This window comes from Corynebacterium sp. HMSC074A01, from assembly GCF_001831515.1.
Taxonomy (GTDB): domain Bacteria; phylum Actinomycetota; class Actinomycetes; order Mycobacteriales; family Mycobacteriaceae; genus Corynebacterium.
Genome location: NZ_KV825628.1, coordinates 135,597 through 154,485, shown reverse-complemented (window position 1 = coordinate 154,485; position 18,889 = coordinate 135,597). Strand labels below are relative to the sequence as shown.

At 65.8% G+C, this 18,889-nt stretch carries 20 protein-coding genes; 7 read left to right on the top strand and 13 right to left on the bottom strand.

The features are described from left to right. Both HMPREF2550_RS12350 and HMPREF2550_RS09440 read left to right on the top strand, forming a co-directional pair. Positions 1–489 (top strand): HNH endonuclease signature motif containing protein (locus HMPREF2550_RS12350; RefSeq protein WP_168167706.1); only part of this gene is annotated, 489 nt, incomplete at its 5' end. A gap of 26 nt (positions 490–515) precedes the next feature. Further along, on the top strand, positions 516–1,445 hold the full coding sequence (locus HMPREF2550_RS09440) for a 2-dehydropantoate 2-reductase (RefSeq protein ID WP_070790817.1): 930 nt from the start codon (positions 516–518) through the stop codon (positions 1,443–1,445). Here HMPREF2550_RS09440 and HMPREF2550_RS09435 read toward each other — a convergent pair. Next, entirely contained in the window at positions 1,426–2,343 is a 918-nt protein-coding gene (locus HMPREF2550_RS09435) for an SLAC1 family transporter (RefSeq protein WP_256380817.1), read from the bottom strand. The genes HMPREF2550_RS09440 and HMPREF2550_RS09435 overlap by 20 nt on opposite strands. A 44-nt stretch (positions 2,344–2,387) precedes the next feature. On the opposite strand from HMPREF2550_RS09435, the gene HMPREF2550_RS09430 reads away from it, so the two are divergent. Then, on the top strand, positions 2,388–3,233 hold the full coding sequence (locus HMPREF2550_RS09430; RefSeq protein WP_070790815.1) for a CPBP family intramembrane glutamic endopeptidase: 846 nt from the start codon (positions 2,388–2,390) through the stop codon (positions 3,231–3,233). Here the strand turns inward: HMPREF2550_RS09430 and HMPREF2550_RS09425 are convergent. After that, on the bottom strand, positions 3,202–3,477 hold the full coding sequence (locus HMPREF2550_RS09425) for a DUF4236 domain-containing protein (protein ID WP_070790814.1): 276 nt from the start codon (positions 3,475–3,477) through the stop codon (positions 3,202–3,204). The two genes, HMPREF2550_RS09430 and HMPREF2550_RS09425, sit on opposite strands and share 32 nt — an antisense overlap. 144 nt (positions 3,478–3,621) lie before the next feature. Between HMPREF2550_RS09425 and HMPREF2550_RS09420 the strand changes: the two genes are divergently transcribed. Further along, positions 3,622–4,164 carry an META domain-containing protein gene (locus tag HMPREF2550_RS09420; protein ID WP_070790813.1) on the top strand — a complete coding sequence of 181 codons (543 nt, stop codon included), beginning with the start codon at positions 3,622–3,624 and terminating at the stop codon, positions 4,162–4,164. On the opposite strand, the gene HMPREF2550_RS09415 is transcribed toward HMPREF2550_RS09420, so the two are convergent. Both HMPREF2550_RS09415 and HMPREF2550_RS09410 read right to left on the bottom strand, forming a co-directional pair. After that, positions 4,165–4,632: a hypothetical protein gene (locus HMPREF2550_RS09415; protein ID WP_070790812.1), complete on the bottom strand. Its 468-nt coding sequence runs from the start codon at positions 4,630–4,632 to the stop codon at positions 4,165–4,167. An 11-nt stretch (positions 4,633–4,643) separates the two neighbouring features. Beyond that, positions 4,644–4,904: a helix-turn-helix transcriptional regulator gene (locus HMPREF2550_RS09410; protein ID WP_070790811.1), complete on the bottom strand. Its 261-nt coding sequence runs from the start codon at positions 4,902–4,904 to the stop codon at positions 4,644–4,646. A 160-nt stretch (positions 4,905–5,064) separates the two neighbouring features. On the opposite strand from HMPREF2550_RS09410, the gene HMPREF2550_RS09405 reads away from it, so the two are divergent. Then, the gene (locus tag HMPREF2550_RS09405; RefSeq protein WP_070790810.1) at positions 5,065–5,679 is read left to right on the top strand and encodes an META domain-containing protein; all 615 of its coding nucleotides are present in this window, start codon (positions 5,065–5,067) and stop codon (positions 5,677–5,679) included. A gap of 71 nt (positions 5,680–5,750) precedes the next feature. After that, positions 5,751–6,227, top strand: coding sequence for a carboxymuconolactone decarboxylase family protein (locus HMPREF2550_RS09400; protein ID WP_070790809.1), 477 nt, complete (start codon positions 5,751–5,753; stop codon positions 6,225–6,227). 47 nt (positions 6,228–6,274) lie between these two features. Here HMPREF2550_RS09400 and glnA read toward each other — a convergent pair whose 3' ends face one another. Beyond that, positions 6,275–7,711, bottom strand: a complete 1,437-nt coding sequence (gene glnA / locus HMPREF2550_RS09395; protein ID WP_070790808.1) for a type I glutamate--ammonia ligase — start codon at positions 7,709–7,711, stop codon at positions 6,275–6,277. 116 nt (positions 7,712–7,827) lie between these two features. Here glnA and HMPREF2550_RS09390 point away from each other — a divergent pair, with 116 nt between their 5' ends. After that, positions 7,828–8,304 (top strand): RDD family protein, encoded by a 477-nt coding sequence (locus HMPREF2550_RS09390; protein ID WP_070790807.1) that lies wholly within the window; start codon positions 7,828–7,830, stop codon positions 8,302–8,304. Here HMPREF2550_RS09390 and HMPREF2550_RS09385 read toward each other — a convergent pair. The 8 genes from HMPREF2550_RS09385 to sucB all read right to left on the bottom strand — a co-directional run bounded on the left by HMPREF2550_RS09385 (position 8,301) and on the right by sucB (position 18,832). Continuing rightward, complete coding sequence (locus tag HMPREF2550_RS09385) at positions 8,301–9,548, bottom strand: threonine/serine exporter family protein (protein WP_070790806.1); 1,248 nt, start codon at positions 9,546–9,548, stop codon at positions 8,301–8,303. The genes HMPREF2550_RS09390 and HMPREF2550_RS09385 overlap by 4 nt on opposite strands. Next, entirely contained in the window at positions 9,549–10,337 is a 789-nt protein-coding gene (locus HMPREF2550_RS09380; RefSeq protein WP_070790805.1) for a DUF4191 domain-containing protein, read from the bottom strand. Positions 10,338–10,381: 44 nt separating this feature from the next. After that, a complete protein-coding gene (gene lipA / locus HMPREF2550_RS09375; protein WP_070764467.1) occupies positions 10,382–11,425 on the bottom strand; it encodes a lipoyl synthase in 1,044 nt (347 codons plus the stop codon). Positions 11,426–11,458: 33 nt separating this feature from the next. Continuing rightward, the gene (gene lipB / locus HMPREF2550_RS09370; protein ID WP_070790804.1) at positions 11,459–12,247 is read right to left on the bottom strand and encodes a lipoyl(octanoyl) transferase LipB; all 789 of its coding nucleotides are present in this window, start codon (positions 12,245–12,247) and stop codon (positions 11,459–11,461) included. Between the two features lie 38 nt (positions 12,248–12,285). Continuing rightward, on the bottom strand, positions 12,286–12,678 hold the full coding sequence (gene gcvH, locus HMPREF2550_RS09365; RefSeq protein WP_070790803.1) for a glycine cleavage system protein GcvH: 393 nt from the start codon (positions 12,676–12,678) through the stop codon (positions 12,286–12,288). Position 12,679: 1 nt separating this feature from the next. Then, on the bottom strand, positions 12,680–13,753 hold the full coding sequence (gcvT, locus tag HMPREF2550_RS09360) for a glycine cleavage system aminomethyltransferase GcvT (protein ID WP_070790802.1): 1,074 nt from the start codon (positions 13,751–13,753) through the stop codon (positions 12,680–12,682). Positions 13,754–13,765: 12 nt separating this feature from the next. Further along, the gene (gene gcvP, locus HMPREF2550_RS09355) at positions 13,766–16,600 is read right to left on the bottom strand and encodes an aminomethyl-transferring glycine dehydrogenase (protein ID WP_070790801.1); all 2,835 of its coding nucleotides are present in this window, start codon (positions 16,598–16,600) and stop codon (positions 13,766–13,768) included. A 150-nt stretch (positions 16,601–16,750) separates the two neighbouring features. After that, positions 16,751–18,832, bottom strand: coding sequence for a 2-oxoglutarate dehydrogenase, E2 component, dihydrolipoamide succinyltransferase (sucB, locus tag HMPREF2550_RS09350; RefSeq protein ID WP_070790800.1), 2,082 nt, complete (start codon positions 18,830–18,832; stop codon positions 16,751–16,753). Positions 18,833–18,889: the final 57 nt, after the last annotated feature.

Below are 18,889 nucleotides of genomic sequence, written 5' to 3'. Positions count from 1 at the left end.
GTCCTCGCCGGCACGGATGACCGACCCGACCAAGAGCCTGTCGTGGTGACCAACACCGGTGTGAAGATGACCACCAGCCAGGTGCTGCGCCGCCACATCCTGCCTGATGGCTACATCACCCTCGCCGCACCACACTTAGGTCCGATTAATACCCACCGGGCACGGCTTGCCTCGCCGGTGCAGCGCCTGGCGATCGAGGCGGACTCGCCAACGTGTTGCTGGCCGGACTGCACCACCCCGATCTCGAAGTGCCAGGCCCACCACCTGACCGACTACGCCGAAGGTGGTGAGACCCACCCGTCGAATATGTGCTGGCTGTGCCCGCACCACAACGCGGTCAACGGTAGGCCAGACCGGGGACGTATGGCCCGCATCGACGGCCGGATCGCCTGGATCAGCCCGAAATACGGCACACCGAGATTCACCGGCCGCGACTACGTCGATACCGAAACCATCATCGGCGGACCCGCCCAAGGCGCACCCGGGTAAGCACAAACGGGGATAGACTAAGCAGCATGAAAATGCTGTGTATTGGCGCGGGCGCGATCGGCGGCTATTTCGGCGGCGCGCTTGCGGAAGCTGGACACGAGGTGTCGTTTGTCGCCCGTGGGGAAACGCTCAAGGCGTTGCGCGAGCGCGGCCTGCTGCTCAAAAACGGGGACGAGCCGGCGCGCACGATCCGCGTGCACGCGGCGGAGCGCGCAGGTAGCGCTGCCGACCTGCTCGGCGGTGCCGACATCGTGCTGGTCGCCACCAAAGCGCTGCCGGATAACCCCACGTTCGCGGATCTCAAGGACGCCCACCAGCTGGACGGCGTGCCGATTGTCACCTCGCAGAACTCGGTGGAGGTGCACGACACGGCCGCCGCGCTTTTCGGCACCGACCGCGTCTTCGCTGGTGTGGCGCGCTGCTATGCCACCCGCGTCGGGCCGGCCGAGATTCAGCTCAATCCGGGGCCGTTGTCGTTGAACTTTGGGCGTGTGGAGGGGGCGTCGAGAAGCGACGTGGCCCTGGCGTTTCGCGCAGCGCTCGACGAGGCGGGCATCGGCGGCGACTTACTCACCCCGGAAGCAATCCTCGTCGATGTGTGGGCGAAGGCGATGTTTGTCAGCACCACTGGGGCGCTCGGCGCGGTTGCGCAGGCACCGATGGGCGTGCTTCGCGACGCCCTGCGGCCCCAACTCCGCGCACTCATGAAAGAAGTCGAGGCCGCCGCCCGCGGCAACGGCATCGAACTGCCTGCGGATGTGGTCGAGCAGACGCTCGCGTTCGCCGACCGGCAGTACGCGGGCGCGACCAGCTCCATGCACCGCGACATCGCCGCCGGGCTGCCGAGCGAGTTGGACGCGCAGGTGGGCGCGATCCGTCGAAAAGCGGCGACTGCAGGCGTGCCGACGCCGCTGCTTGACTACACCGAGGCCGTCCTCAGCGTGCGCACCAGCTGACAAAGCGCGCCGAGCACAGCGCCCAGTGGGCGATAAGCAGCACCGGGATGGTCAGCGCCACCGCGTCGAGCCACTCGGCGCCCGCAACCAGCGCGACCTGGTGCCCGCCCATGCTCACGGTGCCCGGCGGGAAGGTACACGACCACCACGCCGGCGAGTAGTCGACCCAGCGGACGGCGTTGGGGTAGAAGGTCGCCATGGCGTAGCAGGCGAGTGGGATCGCGAGGACAAGCGCGACCATGCCGTAGTAGATCGAGACGGTGCCGGGGAAGAGGATCTGCATCGCGGTCGTGGACTGGCCGACCACACCCAGCGGGACCCACGCGGTCGCCGATTTCGCGCCGCCGAGATCGACGCGGCCGTGCCACGCCGCCCAGTAGACGCGCGCGAACAGCGGCACGGCGGTGCACAGCGACATGAAAAACAACACCGTGCCCATGACGTGGTAGGCCTGCCCGTAGTCGCGGGCGAGCCAGCCGGCCACCGACGCCGAAATCATCGGTCCGACCAGCGGCAGCCCCCACGTAAAACGCGGCGCGCCGTCGAAGCGCGTGAGCTGGATCGCCCAGGTCACCACGGTCACCGGCCCGCCGATCCAGAACCCGACAAGCCGGTAGACGCCCGCGCCGGTCAGCCCTGAGAGCGCGGCGCCGAGCGCGAGGATGCCGATAAAGTACATGGACCACTCGGCCATCGTCGTGCGTGCGAAGCTGGGCTGCCGGTAGCGCGCGAAACCAAACGTGAGCACGACGAGGATCACGCAGCCGATCGCGGCGAAGACGCCGGCGGCGGCGAGCATGTCCTCCTCGACGAGCATGCGCGCGACGATCGAGGTGCCCATGAGGCTGCCGCCCCACGCGGGGCCTGGCGGCGGGAGTTCGCGAAATTTTTCAGTCACCCGCGCAATGGTAATCCCTATGTCTGCGGGAGTACGCTAAGGGTATGGGCACCTACCATCTCCTAGGTCGCGACGGGCGCGTGCGCTGGTGGCGTCCGCTCGTCGAGTTCGTCCTCGTCCTCGCGCTCTTCTTCGCTCTTTACGCGGCGATGCTTGCGCTTTTCGACGCCGCCGATACCCTCTTCGACCCCGCCGTCAAAGCCCTCGGCGACTTCGAATTCGTCGACACCCCGTGGCTGGCGCTTGCAGCCGGGACGATCGAGACGGCGACGATCCCCGCCGCGTTCATCGCCGCGCGCGTGGTCGGCCGGCGACCCGCCGCCCTGTGGTCGGTGGAGTACCGCTTCCGGTGGCGAATCTTCGCCGTCGCGCTGGTGCCGGCGCTGGTCTTTTTCGGCGCGGAGCTTGTGTTTTCGATGTGGCGTGGTGCCCGAGAGATAGGAGCATTCAGCGTGGCGAACCTCGGGGCGCTGTGCATCCTGCTCGCGCTGATCCCGCTGCAGGCACTGTCGGAGGAGCTCGTGTTCCGCGGCTCACTGGTGCAGGTTGTCGGCCAGTGGACCCGCTCCGCCTGGGTGGCGTACCTCGTCCCTGCATTCCTGTTCGTCTCGTTTCACGACTACGGGTGGAAGGGGCAGCTCAGCGTGCTGGTGTTCGCGCTCTGTGGCGCGTTTCTTACGTGGTCGACGGGTGGGCTGGAGGCGTCACTGGCGGTACACGCCGTGGCGAACACGTTCGCTTTCGTGCCGGACCCATTCCACGTGCACGTCGCTGGGTTGGCTGAGGCGACGGTGGGGGAGATGGTGGCGTCGATAAGCATGACGGTGCTCGCCACCGCCGTGATCTGGTGGCTGTTGGCTAATCGCGGTATTGGCGCGAAATCTCGTTGAACTCCGCCTGCGCGCTGTCGTCGTGCTCGAGCTTGCGCGATTTCTTCTTGCGGACCTGGTTCGGGGTGGCGCGCTCCTCGTAGCGCAGGCCGGGGATGCCGGTGCGCACGGTGCGGGTGCGGCCGCCGTTGGAATTGAACGTGTAGCGGAACGGCCCCGAGCCGACAGACGCCGACAGGCCAGATCCCGACATGGTGAAGCGGAACGGGCCAACTTTCTTGCTGCGGCGGAAACGGAAAGGCATGGTCGGGCTCCTTGCTTTCGGGTCTGTGTGTTCACCCCAACCTAGCAAAAGTGCTTGGGGATACATAAGGGGTCGATGTGTTGGCTTGATTCTGCGCGGCGCGCCACTAAGTTGGGCCGCATGGTTTCACGTATCGCAAGGAAAATGACCACTGCAGCCGCGCTTGTCGCCCTGGCGGCGGGGAGCGATGGGACCGCCGGCGCGCAGGGGCTGTCGTCGAGCGTTGATCTCGCGCAGTACATCGACGTCGATCGCGTCGGTCAGCTCAACTCGACCGTGCTCGGCGGCGCGAGCGTCGACGCGGCGAAGCAGCGCACAACCCAGTCCGGCATCATGGTTGACCTGCCGGAAGGCGCGCAGCCGCTGCCTGCCGCCGAGGCGAAGGATGCTGTCGTCGGCCTGTGGCAGGCGAATCAGAGCAAGGCGATGACGCTCGAGCTGCGCGGCGACGGCACGCTCACCTACGACGACGGCTGCAACTCCGGCAACGGTACCTACCACATCGACGAGAAGGGTCTGCTGCAGGTCGGCGACCTTTCCGAGACCCGCGTCATGTGCGACACCGCCACCATGGACAACGCGAACGAGCTGAAGGCCCTGCTGCGCGCCCACCCGGCCGTCTACCAGCTGGACAGCGGTCTTGCCCTGGGCAGCCAGGGCAAAGCGATCGAATTTGTCGCCGAGTAGCTAGGCGATGAGCTCGTCGCGGTTGATCTTGCCGGCCAGCGAGCGCGCCACCGCGAACGGGACCCAAATCATCTGGCAGTAGGCCAGCTTGGAAAAGAACAGCGCGACGTCAATGCTCGAGAGCTCTGGCGAAAACTGCGCCGCAAGCGCGACACCGCCCGCGACGACAAACATGGCTGAGGCGAGCATGATCGACAAGCGCAGGCCGTCGTCGCGGGCTTCCATGTGCCGCTGCGTTTCGTATTCGTCGAGCTCGGCGCCCGGCAGGTCCGCACCGCCGATCGATCTGCGCAGCCATACAAGCCCGCCCGCGGCAATGAGCCCGCCGCCGATCCACAGCGCCATGGATAGGTCGCTGTTGAAAAATTGGAGTACAGCGGCAAGAAGCACAATTGCGATGCCGATGTCCGTAGTGAGAATGAGCCTCTTTCGTTTTGCGACGCTCACGTGTTCCGTCTTCTGTGCCATCAGGTGTCCTCTCAGCGTGTTCGGTAGATTTCGGTCGACATTGGTGTGAACTCGGTACGCGAGAACACGGCTTCCACTGGCAGGCCGAAGACGTCGCAGATTTTGAAAGCGAGGTCCAGGCTGGGGTAGTGGTCGCCGCGCTCGAGCGCGCCGATGGATTGCGGATTGACCCCGACCGCGTCCGCGAGCTGCACGCGCGACATGTCCCTTTCAGTGCGCAGCACGCGGACCCGGTTGTAGATCGGGTCCACTGGTTTCTTCTTTGGGGACATGACTCAAAGTGTTGTATAAACACAACAATGCGTCAACTGTTCTTGCCAACTTTTATGCGACTTTCAGCTTCGATCGCCGCTTTTAGGAGTGCCCTGGATATACCGTTCTAGTTCCCTCAAGGTGGTTGATTCCCCGAATTCGCTCGGTAGGTTGAGGGCCATGGTTTCCAAGATCATGAAGAAACTGTCCACCGCAACCATTGCCGTCGCCGTGATGGGCGGCGCCGCAGGCACCGCAGGCGCGCAGGAGCTGCCGCAGGGCCTGTCGTCTGACCCCGCGATCGTCGAGAGTGCTGCGGGGCTCAGCTCCATCCTCATCGGCGGCGCACCGGCACTGCCGGGCTCGAGCGCCCAGCAGCCGGGTGCTCCGGCCGAACAGGGCGGCCTGATCACCACCCTGCCCGAGCACGCACAGCCAGCACCTGAGCACCTGCGCGGCCCCGCCGTCGAGCGTCCGCTGCAGGCGAAGGCCAACGACCACGTGACCCTCGAGTTCAACCCCGACGGCACCCTGACCTACGGCGACGGGTGCAACTCCGGCAACGGCACCTACCACTTCGACGAGCAGGGTAAGCTGCACGTCGGCGACCTTGCCGAGACCCAGGCGCTGTGCGATCCGGCCGCCATGGCCGCCGCCGACGACCTGAAGACCATCCTCCAGGCCAAGCCGGACGTCTACCTCCTGGACCGCGACACCATCGCACTGGGCAGCCAGGGCCACGGCATCGAGTTCGTCGAGGCAAGGGCCACGATCATCGAGCCGCAGGAAGGCTAAGAACGCGACCCACGAGAAACGATCCACTTGCGGCCCGGACCAATTTGGTCCGGGCCGCGTAGCATTGCCGTATGTCTGCAAGCAGAAAACCCATTCCGAAAGTCGCCTACGCGCCCATGCTCGGGCTGGAAACGTACGTCCGAGCACGCGTGGACAAACGCTATTCGCACCTGGTGCAGCTGCGGGCCTCCGCGCTCAACCAGTGTGTGTACTGCCTGGCCATGCACCGTCGTGATGCGAAGAAAGACGGCTGGAGCGAGGAAAAGATCAGCAGCACTGAGCGCTGGATTGACTACAAGGAGCAATTCTCCGACGAAGAGTGCGCCGTACTCGAGCTCACTGACGCCGTGACACACATCCACGGCGACGAATCTGTGCCGGACGAGCTCTGGGACCGGGTTGAGCGCCTGCACGGCGAGAAGGGCGCGAGAAACCTGCTCATGGCGATCGTGGCGATCAACGCCTGGAACCGGATCGGCATCACCACCCGCCTTGACCCGCGCAGCCTTTCCGGCGTCGACGACTTCGACCTAGGCATCCGAGCATAAGCAAACCCCGAGGGAGCACACCCTCGGGGTTTTTGCTTACGCGCGTTTTAGCAGTCGAAGTACATCTCGAACTCGAGCGGCGTCGGGCGCAGCTGCGCCGGCGCGATTTCTTCTTCGCGCTTGAGCTTGATGTAGGTCTCGATGAGGTCGTCGGTGAACACGTCGCCTTCGGTGAGGAAGTCGTGGTCGGCCTCCAGCGCGGCGATCGACGCCTCGAGCGAGGTCGGCGCCTGCGGGATCTCCTTGGCTTCCTCCGGCGGCAGCTCGTAGAGGTCCTTGTCCACCGGGGCGTGCGGCTCGATGCGGTTCTTCACGCCGTCGAGGCCGGCCATCATCATGGCGGCGAACCCGAAGTAGGGGTTGCCCGACGGGTCCGGTGCGCGGAACTCGATGCGCTTGGCCTTCGGGTTGGTGCCGGTGATCGGGATGCGGATCGCGGCGGAGCGGTTGCGCTGCGAGTACACCAGGTTGATCGGGGCTTCGAAGCCGGGCACAAGCCGGTGGTAGGAGTTCAGCGTCGGGTTGGTAAACGCGAGCACCGCACCGGCGTGCTCGAGGATGCCGCCGATGTACCAGCGGGCGATGTCAGACAGGCCGCCGTAGCCGGACTCGTCGTAGAACAGCGGCTCGCCGTCCTTCCAGAGGGACTGGTGGGCGTGCATGCCGGAGCCGTTGTCGCCGGCGAGCGGCTTCGGCATGAACGTCGCGGTTTTGCCGAACTGGACGGCGGTGTTTTTCACGATGTACTTGAAGTCCTGCAGGTCGTCGGCCGCGTGCAGCAGGGTGTTGAAGCGGTAGTTGATTTCCTGCTGGCCGCCGTTGCCGACCTCGCGGTGGAAGCGCTCGATGTGGAAGCCGGCCGCGTCCAGGTTGCGCACCATCGCGTCGCGCACATCCACGGTCTTGTCGTAGGGGGCGACGGGGAAGTAGCCGCCCTTCCAGCGGTTCTTGTAGCCCAGGTTGGGCTCGCCGTCGGCGTCTCGCTCCTTGCCACGGTTCCACCAGCCCTCCTCAGCATCGACTTCGTAGAAGGCGCGGTGGCCTTCGGCCTCGTAGCGCACGGAGTCGAAGAGGTAGAACTCGGCCTCGGCACCGAAGCTGCAGGTGTCTGCAATGCCTGTCGACGCCAAGTAGTCCTCAGCCTTGCGCGCCACGTTACGCGGGTCGCGGGAGAAGGCTTCGTGGGTGAACGGGTCGTTGACGAAGAACTTCACGTTCAGCGTCTTCGCCTCGCGGAACTGGTCCAGCTTGGCGGTGGCCAAATCCGGCATGAGGGTCATGTCGGATTCTTCGATGGTGGTGAAGCCCTTGATAGAGGAGCCGTCGAAGGCGAGGCCTTCTTCCATAACCTCCTGGTCAAACATGGACGCCGGGATGGAGAAGTGGTGTTCGCGGCCGGGAACGTCGGTGAACCTGACGTCTACGAATTCGACTTCCTCGTCGGCGATAAATTTTGTGACGTCCTCGATATTTTCGAAAGACACGTGTGCTCTCCTTTAGGGCGAAAATCTGAACGCTCACAAGTTTAGTAGAACACCGGCGCGCAAATGTGGGACGCGCCCATTTTCTCCGGCCGCAGGCCCCGGCTAGGCTAGTGCCCATGGCAGGATCACAGCAGCGTAAGTGGCGCGATGGCCCCGAGATACCGAACCAGTTCTCCGGCGACGATGCGGTCCCGGATTACCCGGGTCAGTGGTTGGGGTTGCCGGAGAAGGGGGCGGGCTCGCAGGCGTCGGTCATGCGGCGCGCGTGCGCTGTGCTGATCGACTGGGGTATTGCCTGGGGGATCGCGGCGCTGATCACGTCGCAGACGCACGCGCTCGGCGACACCGCGACCGCGACGTATCTGCTGTGGATGGTCATGGGCATCCTTACCGGTTGGCTGATGGCGCGCACGCCGGGCATGGCGGTGCTCGGCATGGGTATCGCGCGTGTCGACGCCGAGGCACCCGTCGGCCTGTGGCGCGCAGCCCTGCGCACTGTCCTGACCGGCTTTGTGCTGCCCGCAGCGCTTGTCGACGCCGACGGGCGCGGCATGCACGACCGCGCCACCAACACAACGGTGATCCGCGGCTAACTCAAGTCGGTCTGGAAGTCGATGTGACGCTGTAGCGCCCAGTTTCGATCCGTGATGAGGCGGGCCACACTCAGCCCGCCGGCGAGGAAGAGGACCGCGAGTACGACCTCGGTGGTCGCGGAGATACCGCCGGTGACCTCGCCGGAAGTGAATTGCTGCAGCGCGGCGTAGATCGTGGTGCCGGGGATCATCACCACCGTCGCCGGGATGGTCACGGTCGAGCGGGGCACGAAGAAGCGCTGGCCGAGCGCCCAGCCGAGCAGCCCGATCGTGAGCGTGCCAAGGAAGCAGGCGAGAAAGAACTCCACCCCGGCATCCAGCAGCACAATGCGCAGCACGTTGGCTACCGCGCCGAGCGAGGCGGCGAGCAGGGCCATCCGCTTCGAAGCGTTGAATAAAATGGCGAAGCCGCCGATACTGAGGAAGCTGGCGAGGGCTGCGGCGGCGTAGAAGGTGGGGGTGGGCGTGGCGTCGACAAGCGGGGGCTCTGGCGCGTCGGTGACCATGGCGATGACGGCGACGGTGAGCATCATCGCCACGATCACCTCAAGCGCGTAGAACAGGCGCGGGATGCCGGCGCTGAAGTCGAAGCGCGACAGGTCGTTCATCGCGACGAACAGCGGGAAGCCGGGAATGAGGTAGAGGATGGCCGGGACGAAACCGGCCGCGAGCTGCGTGTCCGTGCCTGGGACCGCGAGCGAGAGCAGCAAGAAGATCAGGGTGGAGGCGGCGCCGGCGACCATGACTACGCCCAGCTGCAGCAGGCGGCGCGCGGCGAGGCGGTGCCGCACGAACTGGCCGACGCCTGCCGCAATGACCACGAGTGCCGCGGTGAGCAGCGAGAAATGGTTCAAAATGGCGAAACCGCCGCACGCAATCCCGGCGGCAAGCGCCATGCCCGGCGGGCTCCAGCGCGGGGCGGGGATCGCCTCGATCTCGTCGAGCATTGCCTCGACTTGTGCGGCGGTGACGTAGTGGTGCAGATCCAGGCGGCTGAAGTTCTCCAGCGCCTCGATCCGGGAGGCGTTGACCCCGGGTACCGGCAGCACGGCCGCCAGGGTGCGGAAGCGGCCGTCCCGGTGGAAGGTGCAGGTCAAGGTGTCGAGGCCGACGATCACGTCGGCGTCGTCAAGCCCAAGCGCGCGGGCGCAGCGCTTCACCGCGCGGATCACCCGGTAGGCGGGCGCGCCGGAGGTCAACAGCAGCGACCCCAAGCGCAGCGCGGCGCTGGCCTCGGCATCCACTTACTTGCCCTTGCGCTCCTGCATGCGGCGCATGCGGCGGTTCATGCCCGCCATGTTCTGCGCCTGGCGCGGCATCGGGCCGCCCGGCAGGCCGGAGACCTGGCCCGGGCCCTTGCGCGCGTCCATCGCCTCGAGCTTGGCGTTGAGCGAGTAAACCTCGTCCTTCTTGTAGTTCTTCGGCATCTTCAGCAGGTGCTTCTGCAGCCCGCGCACCGGCACCTGGCCCTCGCCCTCACCGGCGTAGACCTCGTGGATCGGCACGCCCGCCAGCAGGCGGTCAACGCGCTTGTGCTCCTTGGCCATCATGGATTTGAGTCGGTTCGGGTTGCCCTCGCCGACAAGCACGACACCGGGGTTGCCCACGACGCGGTGGATGGTGTCCATGTGGGTGTTGGCCTGCACACCGGTCTTGGTGATCCAGACGATGCCCATGGTGTTGCGCATGTTCTCCAGCGTCCAGCCGGCCGCGCCCGGGGTGTCGCCGACCTGGTCGTACATCGACTTCTCCAGGCGGCGGGAGAACAGCCACATCGCCAGCACGGCGCCGAGGATCAGGCCGAGGACCAGCATGAACCACTGGCCACTCCAGAGCAGGCCGATGAGGAAGAACAACAGCCCCATGCCGAGCACGGCACCGACCATAATCGGGATGAGCGCCTTGTCGCGCTCCTTCTGCATCTTGAACGCCTGCCACACCTGGCTGCGCGTCTGCTTGCTCTTGGCGCGTTTTGCCTCGCGCTGTTGCTTCTTGGCGGCCTTCGCGGCCGCCTTATCATCCTGCTTCGCCATGCCGCTTATGTTAATGCGCCAGCGCGAGGCCGCAAAAAGGACGCCTAGCGGGTCACGACCGGGTGGTCGTCGGAAGGCCCGTACTTCTTCAGCAAGGTGGATGCTTCCTGCGTCGTCTCGCCGTCGGAAGTCTCCTTCAGGTGCTTGAGGTTCTCCGGCAGTTCGCGGCCGTGGTGCTCCATCGCTTCGACGTAGAGCTTGCCGGCGCGGTAGGAGGAGCGCACGAGCGGGCCGGACATGACGGCGGCAAAGCCCATCTCGTAGGCGGCATCGCGGTACTCGATGAACTCTTCCGGCTTTACCCAACGGTCGATCGGGTGGTAGGTCGGGCCCGGGCGCAGGTACTGGGTAATGGTGATGATGTCGCAGCCGGCGTCGACAAGATCGCCCAGCGCCTCGAGGATTTCCTCGCGGGTCTCGCCCATGCCGAGGATGAGGTTCGACTTGGTAATCAGCCCGAAGTCGCGCGCCTGGCGGATCACGTCCAGCGAGCGGTCGTAGCGGAACGCCGGGCGGATGCGCTTGAAGATGCGCGGCACGGTCTCTACGTTGTGCGCGAAGACCTCAGGGCGGGCCTCGAAGACTTCCTGGAGCAGGTCGGACTTGCCGGAGAAGTCCGGGGTGAGGTTTTCCACGCCGGTGTGCGGGTTGAGCTCGTGGATCTTGCGCACGACCTCGGCGTAGAGCCAGGCCCCCTCGTCCTCGAGGTCGTCGCGGGTCACGCCGGTGATGGTGGAGTAGTTCAGGTTCATCCCGCGGACTTCCTCGGCCACGCGGCGCGGCTCGTCGCGATCCAGCGGGTCGGGGCGGCCGGAGGCGATGTCGCAAAAATCGCAGCGGCGCGAGCAGCGAGACCCGCCGATGAGGAAGGTCGCCTCGCGCGATTCCCAGCATTCGTGGATGTTGGGGCAGCCGGCCTCTTGGCACACGGTGTGCAGGCCCGCGCCTTTGACCTTTTGCTTCATGTCCTCGTATTCGGGGCCCGTCTTGACCTGGTTGCGGATCCACCGCGGTTTGGACTCGATCGGGGTTTGCGCGTTGCGCTTCTCGATTCGGAGGAGTTTTCTACCTTCTGGTGCTACAGTCACGCCCCCTACGTTAACGGACGTGTCAAGCACTGGTTAGCGCGGCCGTTTCTTCAGGCCTTTTGTGGGATCTGGCGCGGTGGCGAAGGTGTGGTTTGCCACGGTGAGCTCGCCGGAAAGCGCGCGGTCAAGGTGGTGGACAATGCGTGGGGCGATTGTCGACGCCCGCGTATCTGCCCCCAGCTCCAGACTCATTGTCGTGACGTCTGCGTCGTCAATGCCGCAGGCGACGATGTGCTCGTAGTGGGCGAGCGTGTTATCGCAGTTGATGCTTAAGCCGTGCATGGTCACCCCCCGGGTGATGCGGATGCCAAGGGCGGCGATTTTGCGGTCGCGCTTCGGCGCACGCGGGTCGGCGGCGGGCGTGGTGTGGGGGACCCACACGCCGGAGCGGCCGTCGATGCGGCCCGCGGTGGTCACACCCGCCTCGCGCACGGTTTCGATGATGGCCTCTTCCAGGCGGCGGACGTAGTCGACCACGTCGACAGGCTCGGCGAGCTTGATGATGGGATAGACCACGAGTTGGCCTTCGCCGTGCCAGGTGATGCGCCCGCCGCGGTCCACCTTGACCACGGGGACGGGGTAGTGAGCCTCCGGCATGTCCTCGGGCTGGGTGCGCTTGCCGGCGGTAAAGGTCGACGGGTGCTCGAGCACGAGGACGGTGTCGCCGATTTCCCCGGCGGCGCGCTTGGCTGCAAGGTCCGCCTGCAGATCCCAGGCCTTTTGGTAGGGCACGACGCCGAGCTCTCGCACATCAAGCGGAACTTCGGCGTCGGCGCGGATGGACTTGTCGGCGGGGAAAAATGGGTCACGCGGGGCTGTCATGCCTTCGCATTCTAGCCCCGCGTGCAGATGTTGAGTGTTTAGTCCTCGACGCCGTTTTCGGCGGCGTACTCGTCGGCAGTCATCAGCTCGCCGACGGCCTCAACCTCGACCTCGAAGAGCCAGCCGGCGCCGTAGGGGTCGTTGTTGATGGCCTCGTAGGCGCCGTCGATGTCCTCGTTGACGGCGGTGACGGTGCCGGTGACAGGGGAGAACAGGTCGGAGACGGACTTGGTGGACTCCACCTCGCCGCACTGCTCGTTGACGGTGACGGTGTCGCCGACCTGCGGCAGCTCGGCAAAGACGATCTCGCCGAGGCGGTCAGCGGCGACGTCGGTAATGCCCACGCGCACGGTTGTGCCCACGGCCTCGTCGGGGGCGACGTTGATCCACTCGTGGTCCTCGGAGTAGTAGAAGTCCTTCTGCAGTGCCATGTTAGGCGTCCTTTCGGGAGTAAAACGGGGTCTCTACGATAGTAAACGGATAGCGACGCCCGCGGATATCAATTTCCACGTCCGTCCCAACTTCCGCGTGCTCCGGCGCGACGTGCGCCAAGGCAACAGGGTAGCCGAGTGTGGGCGAGGGCTGGCCGGAGGTGACCACACCGATGCTGTCTTCCGTACCCGGCAGGAAGATCTCTGCGCCGGCGCGGGCGGCGCGGCGCTGCTCGGAGGTCAACCCCGCGATAACCACGGACGGCTCGCGGCCGGAAAGCGCCTCCTTGCCCACGAAGTCCGCCTCCTTCTTCGCAAAGGCGCGGCCCATGCCTGCCTCGACTGGGGTGATCTCGGTGGACAGTTCGTTGCCGTAGAGCGGCATGGAGGCCTCCAGGCGGAGCGAGTCGCGCGAGGCCAGCCCGCACGGGGTGCCGGACCCGATGACGGCGTCCCACACCTTCTGCGCGTCTTCGCGCTGACAGAACAGCTCGAAGCCGTCCTCGCCGGTGTAGCCAGTGCGGGCGACGAAGGTTTCCACGCCGTCGAGGGTCATCCAGGACCCGGAGTAGTAGGAAAGGGTGGACGCGTCGTCGCTAAGCAATGGCTGCAGCGCGTCGAGCGAACCGGGCCCCTGGACGGCGACGAGCGCGAACGCCTCGGAATTGTTGGTCAGCTGCACCTCGAAGTCGCCCTTGCGCGACTCAAACGCGGCCCACACGGCGGCGGTGTTCGCGGCGTTGGGCACCACCATGAAGTGGTTCTCGCTGAACTTGTAAGTGATCAGGTCGTCGATGATGCCGCCGTCTTCGGCAACGATCATGGAGTACTTCGCCTTGCCCTCCTTCAACACGGAGAAGCTGGAGATCAGGGCATAGTCCAAAAAGGCAGCGGCGTCGGGGCCCTGGACGCTGATTTCACCCATGTGGGACAAATCAAAGATGCCCACGTCGGTGCGGACGGCGCGGTGCTCCTCTAGCTCGGAGCCGTACTTCAGCGGCATCTCCCAGCCGCCGAAATCGGTGAAGCTCGCGCCGAGCTTTTCGTGCGTGGCATGCAGTGGAGTCTGTGGCATTGGTGGTTCTCCTTAGTCGTTGATGTCAAAAGCTTCCGGCGGCGGGCAGGCGCACACGAGGTTGCGGTCGCCGTAGGCCTCGTCGATGCGGCGCACCGGCGGGAAGTACTTCGCGTGCACGAGCCGGTCGACCGGATAAGCCGCCTGCTCGCGGGTGAACTCGTACGGCCACTCGTCGCGCACCACCGAGTGGGCGGTAAACGGCGCGTGGTGCACCACGGAGTTTTCGTAGGCCACGCGGCCGTCGATGATCTCCTGGATCTCGGCGTGGATGGAGCGCATCGCCTCGACGAAGCGGTCCAGCTCCGCCAGGTCCTCGGACTCGGTCGGCTCGACCATGAGCGTGCCCGCGACCGGGAAAGCAAGGGTTGGGGCGTGGAAGCCGTAGTCCACCAGGCGCTTGGCCACATCGGCCGCGGTCACGCCGGACTTGTCAGTCAGCTCGCGCAGGTCCAGGATGCACTCGTGGCCAACCATGCCGTTGTCGCCGGTGTAGAGCACCGGGAAGTAGTCGGTGAGCTGGTGCGCCAGGTAATTCGCACCGAGCACCGCGTGCTGGGTCGCGGACTTGAGTCCCTCCGCACCGCTCATCGCGATGTATGCCCAGGAGATCTGCAGTACGCCGGCCGAGCCGTAGAAGCTGGCCGAGACCGGCACGCCCTTGTCACCTGGCACCGGCGCGCTCGCCTCTGCGAGGGTGACGTTGGCGTCGCCCGGCAGGAAGGGGATGAGGTGCTCGCCCACGCCGATCGGGCCCACACCCGGGCCACCGCCGCCGTGCGGGATGGTGAAGGTCTTGTGCAGGTTGAGGTGGCTGACGTCGCCGCCGAAGTCGCCGGGGCGCGCAATGCCGGTCAGCGCGTTCATGTTCGCGCCGTCGATGTAGACCTGGCCGCCGGCCGCGTGCACCTTGTCGCACACCAGCCGCACGTCAGACTCGTACACGCCGTGGGTCGACGGGTAGGTCAGCATGATGGCGGCGACGTGCTCGCCGTGCTTTTCCAGCTGCGCGTCCAGGTCGTCCAGGTCGATCGAGCCGTCGGCGGCGGTCTTGATCACTACGACACGCAGATTCGCCAAGCTTGCCGACGCCGCGTTCGTCCCGTGCGCCGACGCCGGAATCAAGCAGATGTCGCGCTCGGTATCTCCGTTGGCCACGTGGTAGCGGCGGATCGCGAGCAGGCCTGCGAGCTCGCCGGTGGCACCCGAGTTGGGCTGGAGGGAGACCTCGGCATAGCCGGTGATTTCGACGAGCCAGGACCGCAGCTCGTCGATAAGCGTGGCCCAGCCCTTCGTGTACTCGGCCGGGGTGAAGGGGTGGACGTTGGCGAATTCGGGCCAGGTGATGGTCTCCAGGCCCGCGGTCGGGTTGAGCTTCATCGTGCAGGAGCCGAGCGGGATCATCGTGCGATCGAGCGCGAGGTCCTTGTCGCCGAGCGCGCGGATGTAGCGCATCATCTGGGTCTCGGAGTGGATCGCGTTGAAGGTCTCGTGGGTGAGGAACTCGGTGCGGCGCGCGAGCGCTTCCGGCAGGCGGGCTTCGGCGGACTCCGGGGCGGTTGCGCCGAAGGCGTCGAGGAGCGCGGCGAGGTCTGCCTCGGAGGTGTCCTCGCCGAAGGCGAGGCCGACGGTGGTGTGGTCGATGGCGCGCACGAGGTAGCCGGCCTGCGCAAGCTTCTCGACGATCGCCTGCGCATCCTCTACCTCAACCGCCACCGTGTCGAAGAACTCGGCGTGCTTGACGCGCTTACCGGCCGCCTCGATACCGGCGGCGAAGCGGGCGGCAAAGTCGTGGATGGTGCGCGCGATCTCGGTGAGGCCCTGAGGTCCGTGGTAGACGGCGTACATGGAGGCGGCAACGGCCAGCAGCGCCTGCGCGGTACAGATGTTGGAGGTGGTGCGCTCGCGGCGGATGTGCTGCTCGCGGGTCTGGAGCGCGAGGCGGTAGGCGGGGAAGCCTTCCGCGTCCTTGGACACACCGACCAGGCGGCCCGGCAGCTGGCGCTTGAGCTTCTCCGGCACGGCCATGAAGGCCGCGTGCGGGCCGCCGTAGAACAGTGGAACGCCGAAGCGCTGGGTCGTACCGATCGCGATGTCGGCGCCGAGCTCGCCCGGGGACTCCAGGACGGTCAACGCGAGGATGTCGGCGTCGATGGTGACGAGACCGCCGCGCTCGTGGATCGCCTCGATGACCGGACGCGGGTCCACGATGTCGCCCTCGGTGCCCGGGTAGGCCACGACGGCACCGACGAGATCCTCGCCGACGACGCCCTCAGAGAGGTCCACGACCTCAACCTCGAGGTCGATGGCGCGGGCACGCTCGGCGGCGACGGTGATGACCTGGGGGTGCAGGCGGGCGTCGAGAAGCACGCGGCGGCCCTTGCGCACCGCGCGCGACATAAGGCCGACGGCCTCGGCGGCGGCTGACGCCTCGTCGAGAAGCGAAGCATTGGCGATGTCCAGGCCGGTGAGGTCCTGCACCATGGTCTGGAAGTTGAGTAGGGCCTCGAGGCGGCCCTGGGAGATCTCCGGCTGGTAGGGGGTGTACGCGGTGTACCAGCCGGCGTCCTCGATCACGCCGCGGCGGATCACCGGCGGGGTGAGCGTGGAGTGATAGCCCTGGCCGTAGAAGGCCTTGAGCACCGTGTTCTGGCTCGCGATCTCGCGGAGCCGGTCCTGTGCCTCGTACTCGGTGAGCGCCTGCGGCAGCTTCAGCGGGCCGCCGGCGAGGATGCCGGAGGGGACCGCGGCATCAATCAGCGCATCCAACGACTCGTATCCCAGCGTGTCCAGCATCTTGCGCTGTTCGCTCTGGTCGGGGCCAATATGACGGGAGATGTAATCCAAAACGCGCTCCTTGGTCGAAGTGGTGCCAAACACTAGCCAGTATAAGGTGCGGCGCGAATAAGCACGGAAAGGGCAGGTGCCCCCGGAAAGCGAGACGGCCCGCCTCCCCAAACGCTGGGGAAGCGGGCCGTGTTTATGCGGCGGGGGGACTTAGAGGTCCAGGTCGGACTCGAAGTCGCCGACCTCGATGCGGTCCTTGATCGTGGTGACGAAGCGGCCCGCGTCAGCACCGTCGACCAGCTGGTGGTCGTAGGTGAAAGGCAGGTAGCACATCTGGCGGATCGCGATGGAGTCGATGCCGTCCTCGGTGACAATCACCGGACGCTTCTCGATCGCTGCGGTACCCAGGATGCCGGCCTGCGGCGGGGTCAGGATCGGGGTATCGAGCATCGCGCCCTCGGAACCGATGTTGGTCACCGTGAAGGTAGCGCCAGACAGGTCGTCCGGACGCAGCTTCTTGTTGCGTGCACGCTCGGCCAGATCCGCGATTGCCTTCGCGATCTCGGCCAGGCTGAGATCCTGTGCCTTCTTGATCACCGGAACCAGCAGGCCCTGCGGGGTATCAACAGCGATACCGATGTTGACGTCCTCGTGGTAGGTGATCTCCTTGGTCTCCGCGTTGAAGGACGCGTTGACGTTCGGGTGGGAGACCAGCGCCTCGGCGGTCGCCTTGACGAAGAATGCCAGGTAGGTGACGTTGACGCCGTGCTTGTCCACAAACGCCGGCTTGAACTTCTTGCGCAGCTCGGCGACGCGGGTGACGTCGACCTCCTGCACGTGAGTCAGCTGCGCGGTGGTCTGCAGGGACTCGACCATCTTCGCGGCGGTGATCTCACGGATGCGGTTGACCTTCTGCGTGGTGCCGATCAGCTCCTGCTTTGCCGGATCCACGGACTTGGTGGACCAGTTGGAGCGCGCGCCCTTCGCCGCCGGCTTCTCAGCTGCAGCGGAGCCGGACTCAGCAGCGGTCTCGCCCTTGGCCGCCGCGAGCACGTCCTGCTTGCGGATGCGGCCGCCGACGCCGGTGCCCTCGACCTGGTTCAGGTCCACACCGTGCTTGTCGGCCAGCTTGCGTACCAGCGGGGTGACGTACGGGACGTCGCCGCCGCGGTTGTTCAGCTTCTCGGAGGAAGCAGCGGACTTCTCCGCCTTCGGCTCCTGCTTCTCCTGCTTCGGAGCCTCTTCCTTCTTCTCTGCAGGCTCCTCGGCCTTCTCTTCCTTCGGCTCCTCGGCGGGCTCATCCGCCTCGGGCTCGTCGGCGTCGTCTGCGTCTGCCGCGTCAGCGTCACCGATGACGGCGATCGCCTCGCCGACCTCGACGGTGTCGTCTTCCTCTGCGAGGATCTTCACCAGGGTGCCGGCGACCGGGGACGGGATTTCGGTGTCGACCTTGTCGGTGGAGACCTCGAGCAGCGGCTCGTCGACCTCAACTTCGTCGCCGACTTCCTTCAGCCAGGTGGTAATGGTGCCCTCGGTGACGGACTCGCCCAGCTCCGGCATCTCAACCTTGGTGCCCGCGCCGGAACCGGAAGACTTCTTCTCCTGCTTCGGAGCTTCTTCCTTCTTCTCAGCAGGCTCCTCGGCCTTCTCTTCAGCGTCATCCGAGTCGTCAGCGTCATCAGAGGACGCCGCCGCATCCGCATCACCGATGCGCGCGATGACCTCGCCGACCTCGACGGTGTCGTCCTCCTCGGCCAGGACCTCAACCAGGGTGCCCGCGACCGGGGAAGGGATTTCGGTGTCGACCTTGTCGGTGGAGACCTCGAGCAGCGGCTCGTCGACCTCAACTTCGTCGCCGACTTCCTTCAGCCAGGTGGTAATGGTGCCCTCGGTGACGGACTCGCCCAGCTCCGGCATCTCCACGTCCGTGGCGGACCCGGAGGACTTCGGTGCGGACTTGGACTCCTTCTTCTCCTCGGCAGGTGCCTCGTCTTCGGCCTCGTCAGCGTCGTCGGAAGCCTTGTCGGAATCGCCGCCAGCCGAAGCCTCTTCGCCCTCCTCGCCGATGATGGCGATGACCTCGCCGACCTCGACGGTGTCGTCTTCCTCAGCCTTGACCTCGATGAGTACGCCGGCGACCGGCGAAGGGATCTCGGTGTCGACCTTATCGGTGGAGACCTCGAGCAACGGCTCATCGACCTCGACGGTATCGCCGACTTCCTTCAGCCACGTGGTAATCGTGCCTTCGGTGACAGACTCGCCCAGCTCGGGCATCTCTACAGAGTGCGCCATGTTTTCTAAGTCTCCTCGCAGTTCAACGTTGTAACGGAAGCTATACAGTCAACAGGC